At 61.9% G+C, this 25,453-nt stretch carries 22 protein-coding genes and 1 pseudogene; 10 read left to right on the plus strand and 13 right to left on the minus strand.

Going from position 1 to position 25,453, the window contains the following annotated elements; genetic code table 11:
• Both HND91_RS23245 and HND91_RS22840 read right to left on the minus strand, forming a co-directional pair.
• Window positions 1–350: transposase (locus tag HND91_RS23245; protein ID WP_343057359.1), on the minus strand; the 350-nt coding region annotated here is incomplete at its 3' end.
• On the minus strand, window positions 250–648 hold the full coding sequence (locus HND91_RS22840; protein ID WP_343057372.1) for an IS110 family transposase: 399 nt from the start codon (window positions 646–648) through the stop codon (window positions 250–252). The genes HND91_RS22840 and HND91_RS23245, both read right to left, overlap by 101 nt.
• Before the next feature lie 265 nt (window positions 649–913).
• Between HND91_RS22840 and HND91_RS16085 the strand changes: the two genes are divergently transcribed.
• The 7 genes from HND91_RS16085 (at window position 914) to HND91_RS16115 (ending at window position 6,534) form a co-directional block, all read left to right on the plus strand.
• Window positions 914–1,738 carry an alpha/beta fold hydrolase gene (locus HND91_RS16085; RefSeq protein ID WP_181707630.1) on the plus strand — a complete coding sequence of 275 codons (825 nt, stop codon included), beginning with the start codon at window positions 914–916 and terminating at the stop codon, window positions 1,736–1,738.
• The gene (locus tag HND91_RS16090) at window positions 1,735–3,393 is read left to right on the plus strand and encodes an ATP-binding protein (protein WP_181707631.1); all 1,659 of its coding nucleotides are present in this window, start codon (window positions 1,735–1,737) and stop codon (window positions 3,391–3,393) included. The genes HND91_RS16085 and HND91_RS16090 overlap by 4 nt, the downstream gene beginning before the upstream one ends.
• Window positions 3,394–4,033: 640 nt before the next feature.
• The gene (locus HND91_RS16095; protein WP_181707632.1) at window positions 4,034–4,198 is read left to right on the plus strand and encodes a transposase; all 165 of its coding nucleotides are present in this window, start codon (window positions 4,034–4,036) and stop codon (window positions 4,196–4,198) included.
• A gap of 12 nt (window positions 4,199–4,210) precedes the next feature.
• Window positions 4,211–4,762 carry an IS66-like element accessory protein TnpA gene (tnpA, locus tag HND91_RS23100; RefSeq protein WP_210272750.1) on the plus strand — a complete coding sequence of 184 codons (552 nt, stop codon included), beginning with the start codon at window positions 4,211–4,213 and terminating at the stop codon, window positions 4,760–4,762.
• Window positions 4,759–5,106: an IS66 family insertion sequence element accessory protein TnpB gene (gene tnpB / locus HND91_RS16105; protein ID WP_181707633.1), complete on the plus strand. Its 348-nt coding sequence runs from the start codon at window positions 4,759–4,761 to the stop codon at window positions 5,104–5,106. Before tnpA ends, tnpB begins: the two co-directional genes overlap by 4 nt.
• A gap of 44 nt (window positions 5,107–5,150) precedes the next feature.
• Window positions 5,151–5,315 (plus strand): hypothetical protein, encoded by a 165-nt coding sequence (locus HND91_RS16110; RefSeq protein WP_181707758.1) that lies wholly within the window; start codon window positions 5,151–5,153, stop codon window positions 5,313–5,315.
• A 62-nt stretch (window positions 5,316–5,377) separates the two neighbouring features.
• Window positions 5,378–6,534, plus strand: a protein-coding gene (locus HND91_RS16115) for an IS3 family transposase (RefSeq protein WP_181707634.1) whose coding sequence is annotated in 2 segments (ribosomal slippage) — window positions 5,378–5,633 and window positions 5,633–6,534 — 1,158 coding nt in all. Because the reading frame shifts where the segments join, the coding sequence is not laid out codon by codon here.
• On the opposite strand, the gene HND91_RS16120 is transcribed toward HND91_RS16115, so the two are convergent.
• From HND91_RS16120 to HND91_RS16135, 4 genes are read right to left on the minus strand one after another with little or no spacing between them, the layout of a single operon-like run.
• Entirely contained in the window at window positions 6,509–8,056 is a 1,548-nt protein-coding gene (locus HND91_RS16120; RefSeq protein WP_210272751.1) for a DNA methyltransferase, read from the minus strand. The two genes, HND91_RS16115 and HND91_RS16120, sit on opposite strands and share 26 nt — an antisense overlap.
• Window positions 8,056–8,502, minus strand: a complete 447-nt coding sequence (locus tag HND91_RS16125) for a hypothetical protein (protein WP_181707635.1) — start codon at window positions 8,500–8,502, stop codon at window positions 8,056–8,058. Before HND91_RS16125 ends, HND91_RS16120 begins: the two co-directional genes overlap by 1 nt.
• Window positions 8,499–10,412, minus strand: coding sequence for a GmrSD restriction endonuclease domain-containing protein (locus HND91_RS16130; protein ID WP_181707636.1), 1,914 nt, complete (start codon window positions 10,410–10,412; stop codon window positions 8,499–8,501). The genes HND91_RS16125 and HND91_RS16130 overlap by 4 nt, the downstream gene beginning before the upstream one ends.
• 2 nt (window positions 10,413–10,414) lie before the next feature.
• A complete protein-coding gene (locus HND91_RS16135; RefSeq protein ID WP_181707637.1) occupies window positions 10,415–13,480 on the minus strand; it encodes a BPTD_3080 family restriction endonuclease in 3,066 nt (1,021 codons plus the stop codon).
• 200 nt (window positions 13,481–13,680) lie between these two features.
• Between HND91_RS16135 and HND91_RS22855 the strand changes: the two genes are divergently transcribed.
• The gene (locus tag HND91_RS22855) at window positions 13,681–13,947 is read left to right on the plus strand and encodes a hypothetical protein (RefSeq protein WP_246329528.1); all 267 of its coding nucleotides are present in this window, start codon (window positions 13,681–13,683) and stop codon (window positions 13,945–13,947) included.
• Between the two features lie 977 nt (window positions 13,948–14,924).
• The gene (locus tag HND91_RS16145) at window positions 14,925–16,643 is read left to right on the plus strand and encodes a restriction endonuclease (RefSeq protein ID WP_181707638.1); all 1,719 of its coding nucleotides are present in this window, start codon (window positions 14,925–14,927) and stop codon (window positions 16,641–16,643) included.
• An 87-nt stretch (window positions 16,644–16,730) separates the two neighbouring features.
• Here HND91_RS16145 and HND91_RS23370 read toward each other — a convergent pair.
• The 7 genes and pseudogenes from HND91_RS23370 to HND91_RS16180 form a co-directional block, all read right to left on the minus strand.
• Window positions 16,731–17,026: pseudogene (locus tag HND91_RS23370) on the minus strand (integrase core domain-containing protein); the annotation flags it as partial.
• A 1,331-nt stretch (window positions 17,027–18,357) separates the two neighbouring features.
• Window positions 18,358–18,795 (minus strand): DUF5681 domain-containing protein, encoded by a 438-nt coding sequence (locus tag HND91_RS16155; RefSeq protein ID WP_181707639.1) that lies wholly within the window; start codon window positions 18,793–18,795, stop codon window positions 18,358–18,360.
• A gap of 252 nt (window positions 18,796–19,047) precedes the next feature.
• A complete protein-coding gene (locus HND91_RS16160) occupies window positions 19,048–20,718 on the minus strand; it encodes a hypothetical protein (protein ID WP_181707640.1) in 1,671 nt (556 codons plus the stop codon).
• A complete protein-coding gene (locus HND91_RS16165; RefSeq protein ID WP_181707641.1) occupies window positions 20,715–21,038 on the minus strand; it encodes a hypothetical protein in 324 nt (107 codons plus the stop codon). The genes HND91_RS16160 and HND91_RS16165 overlap by 4 nt, the downstream gene beginning before the upstream one ends.
• A complete protein-coding gene (locus HND91_RS16170; protein WP_181707642.1) occupies window positions 21,038–21,262 on the minus strand; it encodes a helix-turn-helix domain-containing protein in 225 nt (74 codons plus the stop codon). The genes HND91_RS16165 and HND91_RS16170 overlap by 1 nt, the downstream gene beginning before the upstream one ends.
• Before the next feature lie 117 nt (window positions 21,263–21,379).
• The gene (locus HND91_RS16175) at window positions 21,380–22,288 is read right to left on the minus strand and encodes a hypothetical protein (RefSeq protein ID WP_181707643.1); all 909 of its coding nucleotides are present in this window, start codon (window positions 22,286–22,288) and stop codon (window positions 21,380–21,382) included.
• Window positions 22,289–22,304: 16 nt separating this feature from the next.
• Window positions 22,305–23,477, minus strand: a complete 1,173-nt coding sequence (locus tag HND91_RS16180; protein ID WP_181707644.1) for a tyrosine-type recombinase/integrase — start codon at window positions 23,475–23,477, stop codon at window positions 22,305–22,307.
• A gap of 663 nt (window positions 23,478–24,140) precedes the next feature.
• Between HND91_RS16180 and HND91_RS16185 the strand changes: the two genes are divergently transcribed.
• A complete protein-coding gene (locus HND91_RS16185; protein WP_343057362.1) occupies window positions 24,141–25,415 on the plus strand; it encodes a zinc-dependent alcohol dehydrogenase in 1,275 nt (424 codons plus the stop codon).
• Window positions 25,416–25,453: the final 38 nt, after the last annotated feature.

Genomic DNA, 25,453 nt, shown 5'->3' on the forward strand with positions numbered 1-25,453 from the left:
CGGGTCGATGGCCTCAGGACGACGTTCGCAGCCTCGAACAGAGCCGTACGCGTCTGTCCATCGCCCACCTTTGTAATTCGCCCCACCCGGTCAACCTCTCCGGATTGGTCCCGGCGCGGAGTGAGTCCGAGGTAGGCACCCATTGATCGGGAATGTCGGAACCGATGGGGGTCGTCGACGGTCGAGCGGAACGTCAACGCGGAGATTGGACCTATTCCTGGCATCGTCATCATGCGGCGGCAGGCGGCGTCACCGCGGACACTCTTCAGTACAAGGCGATGCAGTCGGGCATACTCCCGCATCAGCGCCTCGCGTGCGGCGAGAAGCGGCTCCATGATCGAAGCCAACATGGCGTCTTCCTGCGACCAAATCGCGGACACGTGCGGCGAACGATATCTGCGACACCACTCCTACCTTCAGCCCGAAGGGACGCAGCAACCCTCGAATGACATGTTCAGCAGCGGCAACAGAACGAACGACGTGCTTGCGAGCGGCGGTGAGGGTGCGCGCCTGCTGACTGTCGATGCTCTTGACGTGGACCGGCTTGAACCATCCAGTCCTGGCCACTTGAGCAATGCCGCGGGCGTCGTTCCGATCCGTTTTCACAGGCATCGCAGAGAGCGCTGCCTTGACCTGGCGCGCTTCCATGCTCACAGCGGGAAAGCCCAGCTTCAGCAAATTGGCGGTCAGCCACTCCGACGTCGGCCCCGCCTCGAGGCCCACCCGCTCGATCGCGCCTGACCACGGCCCGAGAAAACCAGCGATCGAGGGATCGCCTGACGCAGGTTGCGAAGCGTGTACTCTCGGCAGCTGATGGCCAGATGTTTAGGTGAGAGTACGTTTCGGGCTGGCCTAACGTACAGCTTTCCACGTATGTCAGAACGACGAGTCGTGCTGTCGGATTGGAGAGCGGATGACAACCATCCTAGAGCGCAACAATGTGAAAGTGACCGGACGGGGCGAGCGCACCATGGTGTTTGCCCATGGCTATGGCTGCGACCAGAACATGTGGCGTTTAGTGGCCCCGTCCTTCGAGGAACGATACCGGGTGGTGCTCTTTGACCACGTTGGCCACGGCAAATCCGACCCTAGCGCCTTTGATCGAACTCGCTACAGCACGCTCGCTGGCTACGCAGAGGATGTTCTGGAAATCTACCGGACGCTTGACCTTACCGACACTGTGTTCGTCGGCCACTCGGTTAGCGCCATGATCGGCCTCATTGCAGCAGTCCGTGAGCCGGAGCGGTTCGAAAGCCTTGTCATGGTCGGTCCCTCGCCCCGCTATATCAACGATAATGGGTACACCGGCGGCTTCGACCGCGAGGACATCGAGGGTCTGCTCGATACCCTCGACAGCAACCACCTCGGCTGGTCCGCCACCATGGCGCCGATGATCATGGGACGGCCAGACCGCCCGGAACTCGGCGAGGAGCTCACTAACAGCTTCTGCCGGACCAACCCGGAGGTGGCCAAGCATTTCGCGCGTGTTACTTTCCTGTCCGACAATCGCCAGGACCTGCCGAGGCTCCGCGCCCGCTGCCTCATACTTCAGTGCGCCGCCGACGTAATCGCCCCGGAGGCCGTAGGCCGCTACGTCCACGAGAACATTCCCGGCAGTGAACTGGTGCTCTTGCAGGCGACGGGCCACTGTCCAAATCTCAGTGCCCCAGAGGAGACCATCGCGGTAATCAGGAACTTCCTTCACAAGCCCTCACTGACAAGGGCGGAGGCAACGTGAACTTCGATCCGGCAGCGCTTATCGAGACGGCCGAGGAGCTCTACGAGGAAGCTCCGTGCGGCTATCTCACAGCAACACCGGACGGACGGATTGTACGCGTCAATCAGACCTTCACAGATTGGACTGGTTATGCTCCCGATAGTCTTCTCGGTAAACGAGTCCAGGATCTGCTGACACAAGGCGGGCGGATTTTCTACGAAACCCAGATCGCGCCCCTCCTCGATATGCAGGGCTTCGTCAACGAGATTGCGCTTGAGGTGCGCTGCGCTGATGAGCAGCACCTGCCCGTGCTATTCAACGCAGTGCGTAAACTTGGCGTAGAGGGAAGGCCGGTCTCGACCCGCATCACCTTGTTCAATGCTACTGACCGGCGGACCTATGAGCGGGAACTACTCCTCGCCCAGCGCGAGGCGGAACGGGTTGCGGGAGAGCTGAAAGCCCTTAATGAGACGCTCGAGCGGCGCATAGCCGATGAAGTCGCCGAGCGTTTGAAAGCCGAGGAAATGCTTCGCCAGGCACAAAAGATGGAGGCCGTGGGACGGCTCACGGGCGGCATCGCGCACGACTTCAACAATCTTCTCACAATCATTATCATGAACTTGGACACGCTCCAGCAACGAATGCCAGAGGAACAGCCCCGCCTGCGTCGGGCGGTGGAGAACGCGCTGCACGGCGCTAACAGAGCCGCGGCGTTGGTCCAGAAACTGCTTGCATTCTCGCGTCGCCAGCCACTGGACCCAAAGCCAATCGATGCTAACCAGCTCGTAAATGGTATGGCCGAGCTCCTTAAGCGAACCCTTGGTGAGCCTGTCGCGCTGGAGACCGTATTAGCCCGCGGCTTATGGCGCACCAAAGCCGATCCAAACCAGTTGGAAAGCGCTATCCTCAACCTTGCCGTCAATGCACGTGACGCTATGTCTTCGGGCGGCAAGTTGACAGTCGAGACTGCGAATACACGGCTAGAGGAAACCTACGTGGACAAGCTGCCAGAGCCGGTGCCAGCCGGGCAATACGTCTTGATCGCAGTCTCGGATACCGGGACCGGTATGGACCAGACTACCGTAAACCGAGTATTCGAGCCGTTCTTCACCACCAAGGAGGCCGGTAAGGGTACCGGCCTCGGGCTTAGCCAAGTTTACGGCTTCGTTCGGCAATCAAACGGTCACGTAAAGATCTACAGCGAAGTTGATCATGGCACGACGGTGAAGATATATTTACCACGGCTAATAGACGATGCTGCACCGAGCTATGAGGCTGCTCCCCAGGAGAGTGCCACCCCGCGTGGAGAGGGAGAGCTGATAGTGGTCGTAGAGGACGAGCATCAACTGAGGGCGCAGTCGGTCGAGGCTCTTGCCGAGCTTGGCTATCGGGTAGTCGAGGCCGCAGACGGGCCGAGCGGTCTCGCTCTCATCGAGCAACACCCCGATGTCGCGCTGCTCTTTACGGATGTGGTGCTCGGCGGGTCGATGAGCGGTCGCGCGCTAGCAGAGGCCGCCACAAAACGTAGGCCGGGGCTGCGGGTCCTTTACACTACAGGCTACACGGCAAATGCCATCGTCCATCATGGGCGACTGGACCCAGGTGTCAACTTGATCGGAAAGCCATTCTCGGCATCTGATCTCGGCCGGCGGGTAAGACAAACGCTGACTGACTAGCAGATACTCATCTGTCTCGAACAGCGCTCCGGTATCAGTGCTCCAGGGCAGCATCTGGAGCTGCCGTTTGCAGGTATGCCGTCAGCTTGCAGCAGCCGAATACATAACTTGGAAGGGCGCAGATAGTCTGTATTGACCTTCCGGTGCAATTTTTGCTGACGATCTATCGATCGGCCGCGCGTTCCGCTATTGAGCGGGAAAGGCGGCGGGGGGGGGCGGCAACTGTCCAGTTTGCTGAAAATAGAAGAGCCGCCGCGCACAGTGGGGCACAGCGGCTCTTCGGGGCGCCTAGTGCAGGGGACAGATGACGGGCGCCGCTATGATCCTGCGTCGCGACGCTTAACGAAAGCCTACCCGGCGCCGATCGACAGGCAACTGCCGCAGTTCCAGGAGACATCATGAACATCGCAGAGCTACGGGCGTTCGCGCCCGGGGGCCGCGCCGACGTGCTCGACGGCATTCTCTCCGGCGGCACTTCGTTAAGGCGGTGGGGATCACTACGCCGAAGCGGAGCGTGCAATCCATGACGCACCTCTTCGTCGAGAGCGGCGGCCGGCGAACGACCGAGTGAAGTAGTCCCCGTTTTGACCGGACACCAGCCTTATGCGGAGGACCTAGGCACAGTCCTAGGTATACGCCTATGTTCGAGACCTTCTCGAAGGTGGAAGTGATCACCGGTGTTGCCCGTTGTCGGCACTTCACGACCGAGCAGAAGCTCGCCGTGGTGTCCGAGACGATGCAGCCCGGCATGTCGATCAGCTATGTTGCCCGTCGTCACGGGCTGTCGCCCAGCCTCGTGTTTTGATGGAGGCGGTTGATGAGCGAAGGCGGGAAGGAAGCCGTTCGTGTCGACGACGATGTCATCGGCGCCAACGAGGTCCGCCGGCTCGAGGGTAAGCCTCCGGCGAGCACCGCCTTGTGCGCTTCTGCGCGACGAGGAAGGTTCGACCTTAAGTGCAGATTTAAGGTGACCGGGTCGATGAAGGTCGAAGTGCTCGGGGCTGAACGCCGTCGGCGGTGGCGGGACGAGGAGAAGGCGCGGATCGTGGCGGAGACGCTCGGCGGGTCCGAGACGGTCAGCGACGTGGCCCGGCGGAACGACGTCTGTCCCAGCCTGGTGTTCACGTGGCGCCGTCAGGTTCGCGAAGGGCGGCTCGGCGGCGCCGGCGACGGTCCGCCTCTGCTTCCGGTGACGATCGAGGGCGACGACGCGGCAAAGGCAGGCGCCACGGATTGCGGACCGGAGCGCTCCCGCCGTGCGACGGGGTTGATCGAGATCGACCTCGGCCGTGGTCGACGAGTTCGCGTCGATCGCGACGTCGATGCCGATGCGCTGCGTCGTGTCCTTGATGTCCTGAGCGGCCGATGATCCCGGTTCCGAGCGGCGTCCGGGTTTGGCTTGCGACGGGCCGCACCGACATGCGCAAGGGCTTCGACGGCCTGGCGCTGATCGCCCAGGAGACGCTGAAGCGCGACCCGCATTCGGGTCATCTGATCGTGTTCCGAGGGCGCCGGGGCGACCTGATCAAGATCCTCTGGCATGACGGCCAGGGCATGTGCCTGTTCTCCAAGCGGCTGGACCGCGGCCGGTTCCTGTGGCCGTCGACCGCCGACGGGATGGTGACGATCACGGCCGGCCAGCTCGGTTATCTGCTGGAAGGGATCGACTGGCGGATGCCGCAGAAGACGTGGCGCCCGACCGCGGCCGGATAAGATAAGCCGTTGCTTCAGCTCTGCTTTGTGGCAGAATCGCAAGCGTGACCGACGCACCCGACCTTCCCCTGGATCTTGCCGCCGCGCACGCGATGATCCTCGCGGAGCGGGAGGCGCGGCTGGCCGTCGAGCGGGTCCGGGCCGGTGAGCGACTACTCATCGAGAAGCTCCGGCTGGAGATCGCCCGGCTGCGCCGGCAGGCGTTCTGAGCTGGTCCCCGAAATCCGGACAGTCCGCTAAGCTTGGTTTCGGCTGAGAGAGGACAGACCCGATGACGGGAAAAAGGAAGCGGTATTCCGCGGAGTTCAAGGCGAAGGTCGCCCTTGAGGCGATCCGGGGCGAGATGACCGTGGCGCAATTGGCCGCCAAGCACGGCGTCCATCAGACGATGATCAACGCCTGGAAAAAGCAGGCTGTCGAGGGGATGGCTGGGGTATTCTCCGGGAAGGCAGAGGCTGCCGAGACCGCCCGGGATGCGGATATCGACCAGCTCCACGCCAAGATCGGCCAGCTCGTGGTCGAACGCGATTTTTTGCGACGAGCCTCCGGTCGATGAGCGCTGGGCGGAGGCGGGAGATGATCGAGCCGGACCATCCGACGCTGCCGATCAGCCGGCAGTGCGCCCTCGTCGGCATCGGCCGGTCGACCTACTACGGCGGGCCACGGGTCGAGAAGCCGGAGAATCTGGCGCTGATGAGGGCGATCGACGAGCAGTTCATGGAGACGCCGTGGTACGGGTCCCGACAGATGGCCCGGCATCTTCGCCGTGTCGGTCATGTCGTCGGCCGCAAGCGTGTTCGACGGCTGATGGCTCGGATGGGGCTCGCGGCAGTCTATCAGCGGCTGAGGACGACGATACGGCACCCGCAACACCGCATCTGGCCGTATCTGCTGCGCGACATGACCATCGCCGAGCTGGATCAGGTCTGGTGTGCCGACATCACCTACATCCCGATGAGGCGGGGCTTTCTCTACCTCGTCGCCATCATGGACTGGTACAGCCGGCGGGTTCTGGCCTGGCGACTGTCCAACACGATGGACACCGACTTCTGCATCGAGGCTTTGGAAGAGGCGATGGCCGGGTTCGGGCGCCCGACGATCATCAACACCGATCAGGGTAGCCAGTTCACCAGCCCACGCTTCACGGAGATCCTCATCGAGGCCGGCGTTCGGGTGTCGATGGACGGCCGGGGCCGCTGGATGGACAATGTCTTCATCGAGCGCCTTTGGCGGTCCCTGAAATACGAGTGCATCTATCTCCACGCCTACGAGACGGGATCGGAAGCCCGCGCCGGGCTCGGACGGTGGGTGACCTACTACAACGGCTCACGGCCACACTCGGCCCTGGGCGGACGGACGCCGAAGGAGGTCCCCAGGGCTTCGACGGCATCAAGCTGGCGGCTTAACAAGGTGAAGGACCAAGCATAGCAACGCAGCCAATCTGTCCGTGGAATGGGGACCAGCTCATTCGGGACCTCGTCCGAACGCGGCCGCAGGCTCGAGCAGCTGGAACTGATGCTCGAAGACGCCGAGGGGAGTTTGGCCGCTGCCGAGATCGCGGCCGAGGTGGCGCTCGCCGCGCGGAAAAATCGTCTAGAAACCGGACATAACGGAGCGTATTTCCTGCAGCCTCGAGACGATTTGCACGCAGAAGCCGGCTCATTCCTTGTGCGTTAGTCTTCCATCGACCTTTTTCGGAGGGTCGATATGTATGACCGGAGAGCTGAACGGGAAACCAACTAGCGGCACCTTCACCTTTATCACGACCGATACTTTGACTAGTCAAGTTGTCACGCGTGTAGAGGCGCGCTCCAGGGGGCAGCTCTGTCACTTCTTCAGGACTAGCAGAACGGCGAGCCCCTGATGTTTCTTGTAAGTATGTGTAGCCTGAGGCCCCAATTCCGCCTGCCTCCTTAAGGCGAAACAGTGAGCGTAGCTTTAGATGTTGTTTATTTTTAGCGTATAGTATAATGTAATCAAATGATCCACCAAGAAACTCCCTCGTTGAACCTGAGCTTTTTGTAAAGGCAATGAGTGCTACAGCGTTCTGATCACCGAAAACCTCGTCCAAAATCGCTCGGACCCGGTGCACGTTCTCATCCCCAATCTGGACTAAGATGCTTCCGCTCTCCGTCAGCAGCTCCCGCGCCACCGCCAGCCGATCCCGCAGATACGTCAGATACGAGTGGATCCCGTCCTTCCACGTGTCGCGGAAGGCCTTCACCTGCTCCGGCTCGCGGGAGATGTCCGTCGCCTTGCCGTCCTTGACGTCGCGGCTGAGGGTGGAGACCTGCCAGTTCGAGTTGAACTTGATCCCGTAGGGCGGGTCGAAGTAGATGCACTGCACCTTGCCGCGCAGCGCCTCGCGCTCGGCGAGCGAGGCCATCACCTGCAGACTGTCGCCGAGGATCATCCGGTTCTGCCAGTGCTTGGAGTGCTGGTAGAACTCGGTCACCGCCTCGGGATCGGCGAGGCCGTTGAAGTCGGCGAACAGGTCCGGAGCGTCGGTTTTCGCCTGCTTCTTCGCCTTCGCGCGCCGCTTCAGATCGTCGATGATCGCTTTCGGGTGCACCTTCTCCTGGATGTAGAGCGGAGGGGCGTTGACCACGAGGTCCGACCAGTCCTGCCGGTCCTTGCCCTTCCAGGTCAGCTGCGCCTCGGCAAGGTCGATCGCCTCGCCCCGCATCAGCGCCTTGATCTGCGCCTGGGTGAGCCGGACCTTGGCGTTGTTCCAGACGATCTGCGGATCAAGGTCCGGATCCCGCAGCCGCGTCTCGCCCGCAGCCAGCGGCCGGTCGCGCGGCACCCGCATGGTCCGGTCCAGGTCCCCGTCCATCTCCGCCTGCTGCTCGAACAACGAGGCGAGTTCGGCCGTCGGGTTGTTGAGGCGCTTCTCGCCGTGGGTGAGCGTCTCGACGGACTTCTCGGAAGGCTTGGGGCTGCGGGCCATCAGTGTCTCGGCTTGAAGAGGGCTTCCAATGCGGCGTCGGCCTCCGCCGCCGCCTTGATGAGAAAGGCGCCGGCCTCGTCCCAATTGGCTTCGTCGCGAAGGTCGGTGGGAAACTTCCGACGGAAGAAATACTCGGTATCGCCCTCGGCGAGCAGGGGCGCGCCCAGCATCTCCTCCAGCTCGGCTGCATGCTCCATCAGACGCTTGCGGGCACGGGCTGGACGTTTGTGGTCGCGATCGCGGATGTAGACGCTGACATAGTCGGCCCCGATCGTCATGGCGACGGTGAAGCCGAGGCCGTCGTGGTCGTGAAATCGCAATTCATCGCCGGTCGCTTTGCCCCACTCGTACTCGCGTCGGTTCTCCGGACGAAGCATAACCCGCTTCCAGAATGCGAGGCGGAGTTTCGGCGTCAGCTCCGCCCAGACCTCCCTCTTGTCCGTCATTCCGCCGCCTCCATGGTGAGTTCGGACTCCAGCGTCTCGTCGTCGGTCTCGTCCTCCGCGGAGCCGCTCGCCTCCATATCTCGATACACAGCCTGGCCGGTGGCCGACTCGATGAGCGAAAGAAGCCGCATCTGCCGGTCGTCCATGAAGCGCTCGAAACGGTCGGCCCGCAGCAAGGCGGGATCGATCAGGTGGGACGCGAGGCTCGCGTCGAGTTCCGGCGCCGGCACCCCGGGGCCGTCGCTGCCGCCGGCTTCCAGCCGCGCCAGATAGGCCGAGGGCGCCGCTCCACCGATGATGCGATTGGTGCGGTAGGCAAGGGGCGTCTTGTTGATGATGCTGTCGAACACCTCCGGCTTCAGGCCGCGCTTCTGGCACCAGTCCTTCGGAAAGATGTGGTGGATGTCGACCGCCTCGCCGAAGAAGACCGTGTGATCGAATTTCTGGCCGGATCGCCAGTCGATCGCACCCTCCTTCATCAGCAGTGCGTTTACGCCCTTGTAGGCAGCGGACAGGCGCATGCGCATGGTCTTCAGGCGATCGGCCCGGAAGGTTGCCTCGCGGATGGTGGAGGGGAGGTCGCCCTCGCCCCGCACCCAGGCTGGCACCTCGATGAAGTCGCGGGCGAAGCGGCTTTCCACAGTGGAGCCGTAGAGTTCCCCGAAGACGCCGTTCCAATACCAGCGCACCAGCTTGGCATGGTTGGCGGCCGGTTCGGCCGCGTCGCCGAGATCGGCGAGAATGGCGGCAAGGGGCACGAGCTGCGACTGGTAGGGTAGATCGAAGACCCTGTAGATATGAAGTTTGTGCAGGAATCTCGCCGCCTGGACGAAGCCTTTCTCCACGACGGTCTCGTAGGCCTTGTAGGCCTGCAGCGGCAGGTTGAGGATGGCCTGACGCGTCGGCGCGAGCGAGGGCAGTTCCTTGCCCTGCTTGCCAGCCGCCTCTGCCTGTCGGCGCCGGTCACGGTTGTGGAAGAGCGACACCGCTTGGAGGAAGTCGGTGTTGGAGACCTCCGCGATGATACCCTTGTCCTGCCCGCCGTATCTCAGCGTCTCGACGAACCGGTGCTGACGGCCTTTTTCGCCACCTTTGCCGTACCAGTCCTTGCGAAGCTCGTGGTTCTCGGCCGCGTACATGGCCGTGACCAGTTCGAAGGCATCCAACGGCTTGCCGCCCGTGTTGACCTTCTCGAACACGGTGCAGACAGCCTCCTTGCTGGTCGAGGATGCAAGGGCGATTACAGGCACCTGATACTGCGCGAAATTCTGGATCACCTGTTCGAAGAACTCGGTGATGATCGGGAGCAAGGACTCACGTCCACTCGTGATTGCATATCTCAGAAAGCGATTGTTCCATTCGTTCCAGGCAAATACCCTGGAGACGGGGTACATCAGCGCCTCGAACTCCTGCTCATCCGTGGACAGATCAAGGAGCGTCGTTCGGTTGAAGTCCGACCGCAGGATCTTGTCTGCCGGCATGGACAGGATTGCTTCTTCTCGGTCGACGGAGGGATCGAGGCATTTGCGGATATCGAGATAGAACCAACGGTCAACCGGCTTGTGCTTCGGCGTCATGGTGCGCACGACCTGTCCGCGCAGCGCCACCTGATACATGGACGTTGTGCGCTGCTGCCCGTCGAGAAGGAGTGATTCCGCCCGATCCGGACCGATCCCGTCCGGCGCGCCTTCGATCGGGCGCGGCTTGAAGTTGACCGTGCCGCCGGTCTTCAACGTCATCAGCGCCCCCACCGGGAAGGCGCGGGAAATGGAAGCGATCAGGCTCTTGATGCGGTCCTCGTCCCAGACCCAGCTCCGCTGGAAGTCCGGGAGTTGGATCTTGCCGTCATGACAATCCTTGAGGAGCTGATGCAAGTAGACCGGGTTGGTCTGGAACGTCGCCTCGGCCATGATCAGGCTGCCTCGTTGGTAGCGGGTATGGCTGAACCGGCGGATAAACTCCGGATCAGTTCGGCATAAGCGTCCTGCATTGCGAACGGCTCACGCAATTCGGCAAACGACCAGCGTCCATAAGCGCCGATCCGGTTCACGCCGGGGACCCAGAGCGTCTCCATCGTGCCGGCCTTGAGCTCGGCATCGAGGCCCCGGAAACCCTTAATCTCGACGATCAGATACAGCGGATCGTCCGGGCCGTGGCCATCCTCGACCTTCACAATGAAGTCCGGCAGATAGCGCCGCGTCTCCGAGCCGAAGCGATAGGGCACCTCGAGACCGAGGCCCTGGTTCTTCACATAGGCGAGCGTGGCCGGGTGTTCCTCGACGACACGGGCGAACTCGAGTTCCCAGTCGCTGTCGCCGACGACGTAGTTGACGTGGGACTTGTTCTCGCTGGTCTTCCATAGCTTGGTCTTTGTTGTGATAAAACCGACGTGATCGGTGACGCCCGCGGGGTTGTAGGGATCGAGGAGCACGCGAACGACCGGCTCTCCTGCACCGCCGACAGAGTGAACGATCGCATGATAGATCTTCTCGGCGGCGCGATCGGCGATCTCGGCGTAGGTCAGCATGCCCGCCTTTGTGCCACCCTCAAGGACAAGGCAGTCCTTGATCCAGCGCCGAACGATCGGCTGGACCTTGTAGGTCAGATGGTAGGGCACCGGTTCCCCGACTTGCGCGAGATACTTCTCGATCAGTCGCTTGGTGAGATGGAGCGAAATGGAGGCGGGCCGCATCTCGTCGAGGACGTCCGGCGTGAGGTCCACCCCCTCGCCCACGAGCCCTTCGAGCCGTGTCGTGCAAGGCCCGGTCTCCGCCGGTGTCAGACGGTAGACCGAGTTGTCGGTGAAAGTCGCTGTAAGGCGGTCGTCCGGCAACTCGGTGCGGTATCCCGCAATCCGGGGAAAGCGGATCGATAGCATCGCGCGGTCCCGCATAGCCTGAATGCGGGTCACGGGCTTCGGTGGCGTCTTCGTCACCTTCTGCGGCTCGGTGGCGAAGTCGAAGGGGATGCCGAGGATGTCGGCATACTCTGCTTCGAACAGGCGGTTGCCCTCGGCGTCGACCTCGTCTCCGAGCGCATAGGACTGGCGGCGGAGGCCGCGCCCGATCACCTGCTCGCAGAGAAGCTGCGTGCCGAAGGCGCGCACGCCGAGAACATGCGTCACGGTGTTCGTGTCCCAGCCCTCGGTCAGCATGGACACCGAGACGACGCAGCGGATCTGCTCGCCGAGCCGGCCTTCGCGGCCGACGGTGTTCATCACCTCGCGCAGGAGATCGGCATCGGACAGATTGCCGGCCTCGGCCCCTTCACGCTCAGCCTTCTCGCGCCGGAAACGCTCGATCTCGACCTCGGCGGCAGCGCGGAAGTTGGTGTCCAGTGCTTCGCCGGAGTCCAACTGCTGGCTGTCGATCAGGAGCGTGTTCATGCGCGGCATTGGATTGCCGTTCTGATCGTAGTTCCGAAACAGGTCGAGGTGGCCGTTGTGGACGAAGCGCTTTTCACCGTCCTCACCGACCCGCTCCCACCCAGCGATCCACTCGTAAACGAGCTTAGACGTCGCCGTATTATTGCAGACGACAATGAAGACAGGAGGCACGCGGATGCCCGCCCGCTGCCAGGCCTCGTTCTCCTCGACATAGAGGGTGTAGAGGGACTGCAGGGCGTTCTGCAGGATCGGGTTGATGTTGAGTGGATCGAGGTCACCCGCCTTGCCGGCGCCCTTCTTCGGCATGGATCTGCCGATGTGGTCCCAAAGGTTCCGGAACACCGGCATGTCGTTCGCGACCGAGTTGTCCGAGACCGGCACGCGCGGCAGTTTCACGATCCCGCACTCGATGGCGTCGATCAGCGAGAAGTCAGAGACGACCCACGGAAAGAGCGTGCCTTCCGCGTACCCAGATCCGCGCAGGAAGAACGGCGTGGCCGAGAGATCGTAGACGGTCCGGACGCCGACCTTGCGCTTCAGTGCCTCTAGTCCGGAGATCCAGAGCCTCGCCGCCTCGTTGTTCGATTTCGCCTCGGCGAGGTCGTCGCCTTTCAGCGGTTCCTTTTCCTCGATCTCACCCGTTCGCTCACGATAGCAGTGGTGGGCCTCGTCGTTGAGGACGACGACGTTCTTGAGCGTCAGGAGCTCGCCGCAGGCTCGGCGAAGCATATCGCCCTCGCTCTCCATTACCTCGATCGGCGTTCCCGTCCTGCCCTGGAGCAGTCGCTCGCCCGTTTGGTTGGTGTCCAGCACCCGGCGGTGCTGGAAGACGTGATAATTGGTGATGACGATCTTGGCCTTCTGCAGGTCGATCATCATGTCCGGCGGGACCAGTTCGCGGGACGCGTAGTAGCTGTCCTCTCCAGACGGCAGGAGGACTCGCAGCCGATCCTTGATGGTGATCCCTGGCGCCACGATGACGAAGCCGCGCGAGAAGAGCTTCGAGCCCGGCGAACGGGCGGCATTGACCGCCTGCCAGGCGATGAGCATCGCCATCACCGTGGTCTTGCCGGCCCCTGTGGCAAGTTTGAGTGCAATCCGGAAGATCTCCGGATTGGCCTCGGCGTTCGCCCGTTCCAACTCCTGGATGATGCCGGCATGGCGCCGCTGGGTCCGGGCGACCTCAGTCAGCCAGATTGCGGTTTCGGCCGCTTCGATCTGGCAGAAGAACGGCCTCGGCCCCTGGAAGGCGTGGTGGCGCCAGTGCTGAAGCAGCTTCTGCGTCGCCGGTGTGACTCCCCAGTCGTTGGGATTGGGAAGCGACCGCCAGGATGCGACGTGCCCCCTGATCTCGTTGACCAGAGCGTTCTCGCTGTAGGTTCCCGGCTCGCCCTGCTGCGTGTGCAGCGCAAGTTCGGCCTGCTCAGGCCGACGACGGCGGGCTTTGGGAACGGGAGTGAGGTACTTGGATCGGCGCCGCCCGTGTGTCGGCGGTTGGTCGAGGGGCTGCCCTTGTTCATCAAGGCAATGATGGCGGGTCGGCACGTGATACGGCGAGTTCAAGATTGGCGTCACATAGAACGGTTTTGCCATCTTCGCCCCCGATTCGCGCTTCTGGGATCATGCCCGGATCACGAGAGGATGCAATCTCTGGGATAGTGGCGGGCAGGCGACGTCAACCAGCGCGGCCCCTTGCAGTCCATGGCAACCGAACGCACGGGGGGTGAGTAGCAGGCTTAGGAACGAGTTCCGAATCCGCTTAAGCTCGTCGCGTGGCACTAACAACCTTGAGCATGAATGATACCCTGGACGGCTGCGTCGACCATGAGGAGGGAAGCACTGACGACGAGACGCACGCGTTATTCACCCGCTCTATAGACGAGCGCGGCGCGATGCTATGGGGCCGCATATCCCACAAAACGTTGGAGAGTTACTTGCCGGCGGTCGCTCGCGGCGGCGTGGCGGCGACGCCGGCGATGAACGAGTGGGCGGTAAAGCTGAACGCCAAACCGAAGTACGTGGCGTCGTACAACGCGAACAAACTTCCTGTGGGCCAGTAGCCACCGTATCGCCGACGACCATCGAACGGGCGTACAAAAGCTTTCGGACGCGACTCCAGACGGCGTGCTTCTCGATAGCGCTAAACTCGCAACCGAGCTGGAGCGACTGGATCTGATCGACGAATATCAGTACTCGTCCACCTTAAGATCGCCGGCGACGGCCCGACCCTGTACCACGGCAGGCTGCCTAGTACGCGACGCTCGAACTGATCTCGGCGAAGCCGCTCAGCAACGGCGCGGTCGCTATACACTATCGGCGCCAGCTCTGACTGGGAGCAGCCTCAACGCGCCTGACTCGGGGGCGCTGCGCGGTCTCAGTGGTACCCTCGTCTGGCTGCCCGTACAGGCAGGCTGAGTACGACTGAAAGTGTCAGGGAGGTCCGGTTCTGACCCAGAGCCAATGGACCACAACCATAAGCACGGTCAAGTTGGGCGCGAATGCGGTGACGAGCCCGACACCAGCATCAGGACGGTCAGTCCAATGAGAACCGCGCGCAATTTAGCAGAGGCGCAGAGGTAACACTGTTTTCTAGGCATGCCGAGGAAAGGTGGCCGGGAATCGCCGGTTGACTTGGCAGGCATCGGTACTCGCCTACACTCGTTCAGTAATCTCTGCGTAGCCGCCGGGTCGATAGTACCGCGCCCCGTAAGAGTGGTCGGCACCAAGGGCCTATAGGATCCCTATCCGGTAAAGCCAACTATCAACCAGGGTGTCGATTGCGATCATGCTGGCCCCCGCGGTGAGCCAGCGTTCCCGGGTCCGATCTGTCCGAAAAAGTAGGTCGGACAGCACCACCCCGCACGTATTGCTATCTTCGGTACTCTAACCTACACCAGAAGGCTAAATTGAAAAAACAACTCGAACAGATGGAAGTTTTGTCAGGCGTGCCATCGGGCTCTTCATCATCGTATTCGCACACGCTTGCGCTTGTAGCTGTCACCTTCCAAACTCCTGGGCGAGCACTTAGAGGCGGGCTATGAGCACAATCAAGATTGCGTCACGGAATACAGCGGCGATTGAGGTCGGAACGCTGCGCGCCAAGCGTAGCGCCGACGGCACGCGAATTCTTAGATATTACGTAGATATCGGAAACACCCTTATCAAGGCACACAAAGAGGTAAGCGCGACCGACCTTGAGTCGTTGCAACGCAAGGTCAACGCCCTAGTAGCTCAGTGGGATGAAAGAACTGAGCAGCAGAAGAAAAAAAATTACCAAATTTCAGGGCGGGAGTTGGCGGATCGAGAGACTATAGAGGCGAATGAGAAGCTTAGGGGGCTGCAGGACCTACTATTTAGTTCTTTGATTGCGAACAACAAAGTAGAATGGGAATCTCTGAAAGACCGCGCGCTCTTCAGAACCAATAAGATCTTTATCGACGCCCCCCCGCAGCGCCGAGATATCGAGAAGCCTGAGTTTGCTCCGCCGAAAATTGGCTTCTTCGATCGCTTGTTTGGCGGGGCGAAAGTAAAAATGCGCGATGCCGACGCGGCATATGCGGCCGCGGTCGATGCTTGGAATCAGAGTCAAATACAGGAAGACACTAGGTTTGATGCTGAAATTGCAAAGTACGATCTAGCTAAGTCCGTATTCGAGGAAGAAGTTGGACGTGAGAAGGCGGACTTTTTCGCGAGGCAAGTCGAAACTAACAATAAAATCGACTTGATTGCGAGCGGGGTGGCTTCGGGAGATCCGGATTCGATCATTGAGCATGCTAATATTGTGCTAGACGCATCGGACTACGGGGGAATGTTCGAAAAAGACTTTTATATCGATTACAATATTGCCTCTAAGGCTGTCCTGGTAGACTACGAATTGCCCTCATATGACAGTCTGCCAAACGTCAAGCAGGTTCGCTTCAACCAGACTACTGGGGAATTGAAAAAGACGTACCTCAGTGACAAAGATGCAAAATCTCTCTATGACAGTGTATGTTATCAAATATGCCTGCGAACAATCTATGAATTGATAGACGCAGATGTGCATGAGAATGTTCAGCAGGTGTTCTTCAATGGATATGCGTCCTTCCTTGATCGTGCTACCGGCCGGACGGAACGCGCCTGCATCATGTCGATAATGGTGCAGCGCGATCAAATTGCATCCATCGACTTGTCTCGCGTTGATCCCAAAGCTTGCTTCAAAAGCTTAAAGGGCATTTCTGCGTCGTCGCTTGCGGCCATGGTGCCGATAGCGCCTGTAATCAAGATTGACCGCGAGGATAAAAGGTTCATTGACCCCAAAGGGGCGATACAAGATCTTGATGATGCGACCAATCTCGCAGCAATGGACTGGGAGCAGTTCGAGCATTTGGTTCGAGAAGTATTTGAGATGGAGTTTAGATCGCGCGGCGGGGAAGTCAAAGTAACACAGTCCAGTAGTGACGGTGGCGTAGATGCCGTTGCCTTCGATCCGGACCCCATCACGGGAGGCAAAATAGTCATCCAGGCGAAGCGGTATACAAAAACGGTGGGTGTCTCTGCAGTGAGGGATCTTTATGGTACTATGCAGCATGAAGGAGCGTCTCGGGGTATACTCATAACAACTGCGGACTATGGACCGGATGCACACAGATTTAGTTCGGGAAAACCAATCACGCTTATGAGTGGGTCCAACCTTTTGTATCTACTCGAGAAGCATGGCGTGCGCGCCAAGATCGATCTACGGGAGGCTCGCAAGGAGCTTGCACTCCGCGGATAATTGGTGGGCTTGACCAGTATTAGGCCATCCAGCCGCTCCCAAACACCCCTCGGGGATGGTCCTCGGGGGTGACCTGCCACTGAACCTTCATCCAGCGTCGAATAGAGTCTCGGCGGACTCTTGCGCAGGTGGAGCAATGGTCGATCGGCGGAGCTGGTCTGGGTTGCGCAGCCGACTAGCCGTTGCAGTGAGATTGGCCGCTTAGACGGCCGGGTCCGGTAGCCGAGAGCCGAGTGAGGTCGGCTCCGGTTGTAGTCGTCCGCCTTGGCGGCGACCTTCGCTCGGGCGTGGTCGAGGCCGAAGAACCGGCTCTCGTTCAGGAGCTCGTCGCGCATTCGGCCGTTGAAGCTCTCGCAATGGGGGTTCTGCATCGGCTTGCCAGGTCGCTAGGATCGCCTGGGTGATCCTCACCCGGCCAGGAGCCCTCTACGAGCGTCGCATTACGGCGTGAGAAGAAAGGCTTCGGCCGACAGACTGTAAGGCTCGAGGAGGTGAGGACGGCACCGCGAGCCCTGGGCAAAAAAGCGTGCTTCTGCACGAAGTAGTTAGTTGGGAACAGCGCGCGGGGATCTCATCATGGCCTGGCTGCAACAGCAGCCCACTCGCGAGAGGCCGGATACATTCGCACAGACTGTTCTCGTCGGATCGTCCGCGAACCTTGCACGGACGGGGCGGACCATACATCATTAAGTTTAGAACGAGACGATGCAGTCGAACGTACTCCCGCATCAGCGCCTCGCGTGCCGCAAGCAGCGGATATATGATCGGCGCCAACATGGCGTCTCCAGCGACCAGCTCGCGAACGTTTTCGGCGAACGACGTCCGCGACACGACTCCCGCCTTGAGCCCAAACGGACGCAGTATTCCTCGGATCACATGTTCAACAGCTGCAACACAACAAACGACATCGTTGCGAGCGGCCGCCAGGGCGCGCGCCTGTTGACTGTCGATGCTCTTGACGTGTACCGGCTTAGACCAACCGGTCCTGGCGACCTGAGCAATTCCGCAGGCATCATTCCGGTCGGACGTCACAGGCATCGCCTAAAGCGCCGCTTTGATCTGACGCGCTTCCATACTTACCGCAGGGAAGCCCAGCTTTAGCAGGTTAGCGGTCAGCCACTCCGAGGTCGGCCCCGCCTTGAGGTCCTCCCGCTCGATCGCGCCCGACCAGGGCCCGAGAAAACGAGTGGTCGAAGGCGGGTCTGCTGACGCAGTCCCTTCGCGGAGAACCTTACCGCCGCTATCGATCACGCAAATCGCAACGGAGTCTCAGCTAGACATCGACGCCGACGTAGACCATAGCGCTCCACTGGTCGGATTCGGCCTGACATCGTGCAGTTACGCACGCCATCGAGCAGACAAGGTCACGCGGTCAAGACCGAATACCCCATCTCCTCAGTGAACCGTGCACGCTTCATCTGTCCCTAATCAGGCCGAGCTCTAACGCGACGTGGAGGAAAGACGTAGTGGCAGGTCACAGCAAGTACACCACGATAGGGTGGCGTCCGCTATTGTTCAACCTTCAATTTCGTTAGCTGAGGTTGTGACGGCAGTGCGATTGACATGAACTTGTGCGGCATCGGCATCCCGAGGCGCTCGGCTAGGCAGGCGGCGCGTGTATATAGCTCCTCGTCCGGCAGTTTCCGCACCCAGGCCAGATCATCGGCCGCATTGGCCGCCTCGAGCCGAGCAACTCGACGAAGGAGCGCCCTAGTCACCGGGCTCCGGCCTCCAGCGCGGCCACACGAGCCTCCAATTCGGCCGTTTCCCGAAGGCGCCGGTAGCCCTCAAGGACGGCCATCGCGCTCGCTGCTTCCGCCGGGGTGACCTCGCCATCGGCGACGGCGCGGATGACGGCATCGGCAACCTGGACCACGTCGGCAAGCGCGTTCGAGGCGGGAATCTCGAACCGGACTGGCCGATCCTTGCGCGGCGGCGCGAGCCGGTCGATGCAGAGCTTCAGGGCGACGGTGTCGCCCGCGAGCGCAAGGTCGATAGCTTTACGCGTGAGCTGCTCGGCCTCGCCCTCCAGAAGCAGCTCGACCGCGAGCGACGTCCGGTTCCGGCTCCCCTTCGGCCGCCCGGGGTTCCCGGGGGCGAATGGCCGGCCCCGCGTTGCCGCGGCGTTGTTTCCCGTGATCGGTTCCGACATGATACTTTCTCCAGTACAGGATCAGGGCTGGATGCTGGGCCGCCGGCGGTGGCCCGCAAGGATTCGTGAGAAGTTCGGGTTTCAGCGTCCTCAGCGTCCTCAGCGTCCTCCTGGCCCGAAGAGGCTGCTTCCGATCGCGGTCTGCAACAATTTTTCGTTCAAGATCAGCTTCTTGCCTGGATCCGCTTGCTTTCCTGCTTCGCGGTCTCCGGGCGACGCGAGGACGGTGAGGACGCTAGGGACGCTGACGCTTTAACTCCCGCCTTTCTCGGCGTCCTCGCTGGACTTGTTCCGCCGGGAGATGATGACGACCCGCCGCCGCTCCGGGCCGGGGAGGCGATGGAAGTCCACCTCAATCTGCGTCACCCGGAGCGCGGGCGTGATCCGACGAAGGTGACCCGCGAGTCTTCTGGCGTCCGGCGGCAGATCGGACCACGCCGGTGCGCTCGCGCGAAGCATCTGCAGCAGTTCCGTTGCGGTGCCGCGCCAGGACTCCTCGCGCGCCAGGAGTGCGCAGAGTCCCAGATACACCGGGTCGTCGTTGAGGATGTCCGCCTTGGCGTTATCCGCGTTGCGCGCGAAGGCCTCCGCGAACGTCCCCGGCTCCCATGTGCCGATCTCGCAGGCAGAGGCCCAGATCGCGAAGTCGGCCATGCGCGGGAGATCCGGCGGCCGGACCGACCCGCTGTTCTTCAGCCCCGCGGCGAGCATGTCGAGCAGAGCGCCGAGGAGGCGCGGCCGGGCTTGCTCGAGCGACCGCCGGACGTCCTGCTCTGGGCGGCGCTTGGAGGCGGGGATCGGCTGCAGCTCCAGGATTATGCTTCGGTCGGCCAGGTCCGGCCGGGTCACGACGTTCTCAATCGCGTTCAGGAGGAGCGGCCGGCATACCGTGATCGCGACCTCGCCGAGGTTGGTGAACAGTTCCCGGGTCCGGAACGTCCCTCCCGTGGCGATCGTGCAGAGCGTGTCGGATATTTCCGGCGTGATCACCGACACGTTGTCGTAGGCGATCACGTGCCCGTTCCGCGCATGGATGAAGGTGTCCTGCGGCGAGCGCGGCAGGCTCCCGCGCGATGCCGCCCGGGGATCGACGAGCCGCTGAACGAACTCCGTGAACGTCGACTTGGAGGCCCCTTGCTCGCCGGTGATGACAAGGACCGGAAAGGGCCCGCGCCCACCGAGTGCGGCGAGAACCCACGCGGTGACAAGGACGAGGTCGTCGTGCCGCGGCAGGTTCAGCACCCTCTGCAATTCGGCGATCGAGCCGCCGCCGTCGGGGATGGGCAGGGCGCCATAGCCGGCTGCACGCTCAAACGGAACGGGGGATCGTTCCTCGATGCGCCACCCGTCGGGCCGCACGATCACGCAGCGGCGGTCGGGATCGCCGAGGTCGATGACGATCCGATTGTCCAGCCGAGCGGTGCGCACGTAGACGGGCTGCTCCGCACCGTCGAACAGCGCCTGCGCCTCAAGGGTGGTAATGGCGTCGGTGATGCTGTTCTTGTTCGGAGCTTCACCCGTCAGCTGGTAGAGGTGCTGGACGAGCCAGCTCCGGAACTCGCCGCCGCCGAGGGCGAGATACTCCGAGCGGCCTTCGACCGGGACGCGGGCGTAGGCCGCCCGCTCCGGGGTGCGGAACAGCTCGGCGGTCTGGCCGATTTTGACGAGTATGTCCTTCACACTCGGCCGCTTGTCCGGCGTCGCGAGAAGGACCGCTCGCAGAAGGGCGGCCGGGGCTCCGGCCTGCTCGAGGTCGGAGATGTGCACCTCCCGGGTGGGCGGGTCCAGACCGGCGAGGGCCTTGATCACATCTCGGCCGGGGAGCGCGCCGGAGGTCTGGCGCAGGGCCGCGTGGTAGTAGCGGAGTGGATCGGGCTGGTGCTTGACGCGGGAGGGCGGGTTGATCCGGGAGATCTGGCTCATTTGCTCGCCTTCCACGCCAGCCAGCGGACGACCACTCGGTACGCCACATCCGCCAGCTTGTTGGCCAGCTGTTCGCGCCAGAACCGAGGCCACCGGTTGAGCTCGGGCACGCGCAGGACGAGGGACTTAACCCCGAGCGCCACGGCGCAACCGACATCTTCGATCTTTCGGGCCTCCTGCTCCGCTTCGTAGCGGTCGCGTGCCACAGCCCGGTTCCGATCGATGTCGGAAGAATAGGGGGCTCCAGCCTCGAACTGAGACTTGAAGTGGCGGTGGCGGAACCCCGCCGTGCCGGTCTTGTCGAAGGGGCACTTGGCCATCACACGCCCCCCTTCCGAACGGTGATGACGGGGCGCGCAGTGATGAAGCGGTCCAGCTCGGTCGAGCTCACGACCGTGCGGGTGCCGATCTTCAGCGCGGTGAGTTCTCCCGTGGAGATCAGCTGGTAGGCCTTGGACCGGGAAATGCCGACAAGGGAGCAGAACTCGACAACCGAGTAGGCGAGCTTCTTGGATCCCGTATTGGGGGGCTTGCTAGATGGCATCTGTTTTCTCCCGTTCATCAGTGTGCAAGACAGCGCACCGGCGTTCACGGAACAAAGCCACAGCGAGTTCTAACTCGTTAGGGTAATCTCCCGTCCGAGCTAGCGAGGGAAATTACCCTAGTACCCTTCTCGAAGCCAAGACCGAAGCGTTGCTGCGGACGGCAACTGCATCTTCGTTAATGCGGCGATTTCCTTGTTTATGAATTGCACCTTTGCCCTTGCGACGTCACGATAGGGATCCGAGGGTTCGAAAGTGTTTATTGATTGACGAGCTTCTTCACGTTCAAACTTCAATGTTGATCTTATGAATCCGATCTCATAGCCTGCTAGAAATGCGTATAGCCTGTGGAATTTTGAAGGGAATGCTTCGTTCTTGTTGACTGTAGGTTTGCGCCCGGTAAATAACTCCCACGTTCTCGCTAAAGCATTTACAAATACTCGGTCATTGTTAAGGTGCCGAACTGCATTCGGAATTTCTACTGCTTGGCACTTTTTAGCGTTCTCGGAGAGTCGCTGGAAGGCATGAGCAAAACCTCGATTAACTTGGGTCTGACCATTCGGGGTCACTCGCGCCCAGGGAAGTTTATCCTTCAAGAAAGGATTCTCTTCGAAGATGTTTCGATCCCAATCTCCTCCTAGCAGATAGAAGAACAGAGCTGCGCCCAAATCCTCCATCATCGCCCTAACATGTTCACCGTATGCTGACTCTGCTTGGCCAGATCGACTACTTGCTTGTGCCAAGGTCAAAAATCCAGAAGCGATAATCTTAGACCCATTCTCGATTTGCAAAAGAGCGTCTTTGATATCAGATGGCGTCACAGGTTTACCTCCAGATGAAGAGGTACCCCGTCGCACTGAACGATCTCCAAGAATCCTACTCAAGTCTTCAGACAGTGCAGCGATAGATTCAGCCGGACATTGAGGTACCAATGTCAACAAGGCGTCACTAGGGACAGAGATGGGTGCAAAAGGCTTGGATTGTTCGCCTAAATCAACGCCCAACTTCCAAGCGTTGTGCAAACTCATTGAGCGACCTCCCCACCTACTTGACTGCGTATCCAGCCCACGCGGTCATCAGCTCGCGCCTTTTATCGAGTGCATCGCCTCGCCTATAGGCCCGCTCGGTTTGGTCGCCGACGGTATGGGCGAGTGCGGCCTCGGCCACCTCGCGCGGAAAGGGGGTCGCCTCCCCCGCCCAATCGCGAAACGACGACCGGAAGCCGTGAACGGTGACATCCAGCTTCATCCGGCGCAGCACCATGTCCATCGCCATGACCGAGAGCGGTCGCCCGGGCTTGGCGCCCGGGAAGACATAGCCGTCGGGCTCCTGCCCAAAGGTCGCCATCGCCGACAGGATTGACATGGCCTGCTCTGTCAACGGCACGCGATGTTCGCGTCCGGCCTTCATGCGAGCCGCCGGCACCGTCCAAACCCGCGCGGACAGGTCGAATTCCTTCCAGGTCGCGCCGAGGACTTCGCCCGATCGCGCCGCGGTCAGGATACAGAACTCGAGAGCCCGGTCGGAAACGCCGGATCGCGATCGCAGGTGCGCGACGAAGGCCGGCACCTCTTCAAACGGCATCGCCTTGTGGTGCCCGCGGGTGAGCTTCTGGCGGGCGGGCAAGAGGTTCTTTAGGTGTCCACGCCACGCCGCCGGGTTCTCGCCAGATCTGAACCCGCGGGCCTTGGCGGCATCCAGGACGCGCTCGATCCGCCCGCGCAGCCGAGATGCCGTTTCGGGCTTCGTGCGCCAGATCGGTTTCAAGACGGCGAGCACGTCCTCCGTTTTGATCTCGTCTACCCGCATGCTTCGGAGCGGCGCCGCATAGGTCGTCAGTGTCATGCGCCACTGTGCGCGATGCTTCGGGTTGCGGAAGCCGTGTTCGAGCTCGGCGACAAGCTCGTCGGCGAAGTCGCCGAAGGTCGGAACGCGGGGGGCCTCGACGACGTGCCTTCGGTCGGCAATCGGGTCAATGCCCGCCTTCACCTTCGTTCGCGCCTCTCCGGCGGCCCGGCGGGCCTCGGCGAGGGTGACGTCCTGCGCCGATCCCAAGCCCATTTCACGGGTCTTACCGTCCCAGCGGAACAGGAACACCCACCGGCGTCGGTCTCCCGATGAGACGGACAGGTACAGGCCGCCGCCGTCGCCGTATCGGCCCTCTTCGGTGATGGCCTTGACCTCGCGTGCCGTCAGTTTGTGGAGTTGCCGTCCCATGCCCCCTCACGTACCGGCCCTATAATCGGCCCCAAATTTGTACGTGGCTTCAGGCGGACGATCAAGGACACCGGCGGACACGTGACGCGGCTCTTTCGCAGGAATTGGCGCCTAAACTGGGCAAAGATTGACGATGGCGGACCCCTATGGACGATAGTATGGCGGTCTCCGGCTCCGCCATTTCATTCGAATAAACCTATACCATCCGTCGTGCAGGCCGCGCGATCTGGGCCGCTCGACGAGGGTGCGCTTGCTGTTGGCGCCCGAACCGGCGCTCCGATCCCGTTTTCGGGCCAAGCGGCTCGCCGCAGACGGGGCAGGGGATCGGACCTGCGGTGCCGTGACTAGGTTCAGCCGGACAGGGCGTATCCACCTTTTTGGATGTGTCCTGGCGGGCTCTTCGCCCAGCGCCCGTTCGATCTCGCGACGGCGGGGCGTTCCCGCTGCGAGCGCCTGGGCCAAGTTCTTGACATAGGCGTCCACCGGCTTTGGCGGCGGCAGCGGTTCGTTCGGCTCGACCATCGCCTGGCGCAGAAAAGGGCCGGGTGCCGCGACCATGAAGTCGACGGCGGGCGGGCCGAAAACGACGTCCAGCCCATCGGCGAGAAGCGACTCCACACGGGAATCCCAAGCGTTTCGCGCCACGGTGAGGCTCCGCCCATTGTGGCCGAACGGGGCCCGCGGACCGATGTTTCGATGAGAACGATCGGAACACGTGGTCGCATGGATGGGTTGCGTCGCAACAACCATCGGAGCGCCGCCCCCATGAAAGCAGTCGTATTCCACGGCATTGGTGACATTCGGCTCGATGACGTGCCCGAACCGATCATCCAGGAGCCGACCGACGCGATCGTGCGTCTCACCGCCTCGGCGATCTGCGGCACCGACCTCCACTTCGTGCGCGGCAGCTTCGAGGGCATGAAGCCAGGAACCATTCTCGGTCACGAGGGCGTCGGCATCGTGGAGGCGGTGGGCCCGATGGTGCGCAACTTCGTGCCGGGAGATCGGGTGGTGATCGGCTCCACGATCGCCTGCGGGGTCTGCTCCTATTGCCGAGCCGGCTACTACGCTCAATGTGACAACGCCAATCCGCACGGCAACCGCGCTGGCACGGCCTTCTTCGGCGGTCCGGGCCCGACCGGCCCCTGGAACGGCCTGCAAGCGGAGAAGGCGCGAATCCCCTTCGCGCATGTGGGGATGGTGAAGATCCCGGACGGTGTGAGCGACGACCAGGCTATCCTGGTCTCCGACATATTCCCGACCGGCTGGTTCGGGGCCGATCTCGCCGACGTTCATGAAGGGCACACGGTTGCCGTCTTCGGCTGCGGCCCGGTCGGCCAGTTCACGATCGCCAGCCTGCGCCTGATGGGGGCCGGCCGGATCTTCGCCGTCGACCACCAGGAGGACCGCCTGGAGATGGCCCGCCGCCAAGGCGCGGAAGTGATCAACTTCGACCGCGAGGACCCGGTCGAGACGCTGGTGGCCCTCACTGGCGGGATCGGGGTCGACAGAGCCATCGACGCTGTGGGCGTGGACGCCGAGCATGCCGGCCACGGTCACTCCCACGGTTCCGCGGGCGCGCCGCACGCCCACAACCCCGATCCATGGTCGCCGGGCGACGCGCCCGACCAAGCTTTAAACTGGGCGGTCGCGGCGCTCGCCAAGGCCGGGACGCTCTCGATCATCGGCGTCTACCCGCCGGCCCAGACAAGCTTCCCGATCGGCCAGGCCATGAACAAGAACCTGACCGTGAAGATGGGCAACTGTCATCACCGCAAGTACATCCCGCACCTTCTGGACCTCATCGCGTCCGGCGCCATCGACCCGATCGAGATCCTCACCACCATCGAACCGATAGAGGACGCCGTCTCGGCATACGAAGCCTTCAACGAGCGCAGGCCGGGCTGGCTGAAGGTCGAACTCGTCCCGGGACTGTGAGAGCGCGCCGCGCCCCCGGACCCGCATATTCCGAAGGA

The sequence above is a fragment of the Chthonobacter rhizosphaerae genome (assembly GCF_013839525.1).
In the GTDB taxonomy this organism is placed as follows: domain Bacteria; phylum Pseudomonadota; class Alphaproteobacteria; order Rhizobiales; family Pleomorphomonadaceae; genus Chthonobacter; species Chthonobacter rhizosphaerae.

Excerpts from the sequence above, each read along its gene's own strand:
- HND91_RS22840 (WP_343057372.1), bottom strand. The coding sequence starts at position 648 with ATGGAAGCGCGCCAGGTCAAGGCAGCGCTCTCTGCGATGCCTGTGAAA.
- HND91_RS16085 (WP_181707630.1), top strand. The coding sequence starts at position 914 with ATGACAACCATCCTAGAGCGCAACAATGTGAAAGTGACCGGACGGGGC.
- HND91_RS16095 (WP_181707632.1), top strand. The coding sequence starts at position 4,034 with ATGTTCGAGACCTTCTCGAAGGTGGAAGTGATCACCGGTGTTGCCCGT.
- tnpA (WP_210272750.1), top strand. The coding sequence starts at position 4,211 with ATGAGCGAAGGCGGGAAGGAAGCCGTTCGTGTCGACGACGATGTCATC.
- tnpB (WP_181707633.1), top strand. The coding sequence starts at position 4,759 with ATGATCCCGGTTCCGAGCGGCGTCCGGGTTTGGCTTGCGACGGGCCGC.
- HND91_RS16120 (WP_210272751.1), bottom strand. The coding sequence starts at position 8,056 with ATGGCCCGCAGCCCCAAGCCTTCCGAGAAGTCCGTCGAGACGCTCACC.
- HND91_RS16125 (WP_181707635.1), bottom strand. The coding sequence starts at position 8,502 with ATGACGGACAAGAGGGAGGTCTGGGCGGAGCTGACGCCGAAACTCCGC.
- HND91_RS16130 (WP_181707636.1), bottom strand. The coding sequence starts at position 10,412 with ATGGCCGAGGCGACGTTCCAGACCAACCCGGTCTACTTGCATCAGCTC.
- HND91_RS16135 (WP_181707637.1), bottom strand. The coding sequence starts at position 13,480 with ATGGCAAAACCGTTCTATGTGACGCCAATCTTGAACTCGCCGTATCAC.
- HND91_RS22855 (WP_246329528.1), top strand. The coding sequence starts at position 13,681 with ATGAATGATACCCTGGACGGCTGCGTCGACCATGAGGAGGGAAGCACT.
- HND91_RS16145 (WP_181707638.1), top strand. The coding sequence starts at position 14,925 with ATGAGCACAATCAAGATTGCGTCACGGAATACAGCGGCGATTGAGGTC.
- HND91_RS16155 (WP_181707639.1), bottom strand. The coding sequence starts at position 18,795 with ATGTCGGAACCGATCACGGGAAACAACGCCGCGGCAACGCGGGGCCGG.
- HND91_RS16160 (WP_181707640.1), bottom strand. The coding sequence starts at position 20,718 with ATGAGCCAGATCTCCCGGATCAACCCGCCCTCCCGCGTCAAGCACCAG.
- HND91_RS16165 (WP_181707641.1), bottom strand. The coding sequence starts at position 21,038 with ATGGCCAAGTGCCCCTTCGACAAGACCGGCACGGCGGGGTTCCGCCAC.
- HND91_RS16170 (WP_181707642.1), bottom strand. The coding sequence starts at position 21,262 with ATGCCATCTAGCAAGCCCCCCAATACGGGATCCAAGAAGCTCGCCTAC.
- HND91_RS16175 (WP_181707643.1), bottom strand. The coding sequence starts at position 22,288 with ATGAGTTTGCACAACGCTTGGAAGTTGGGCGTTGATTTAGGCGAACAA.
- HND91_RS16180 (WP_181707644.1), bottom strand. The coding sequence starts at position 23,477 with ATGGGACGGCAACTCCACAAACTGACGGCACGCGAGGTCAAGGCCATC.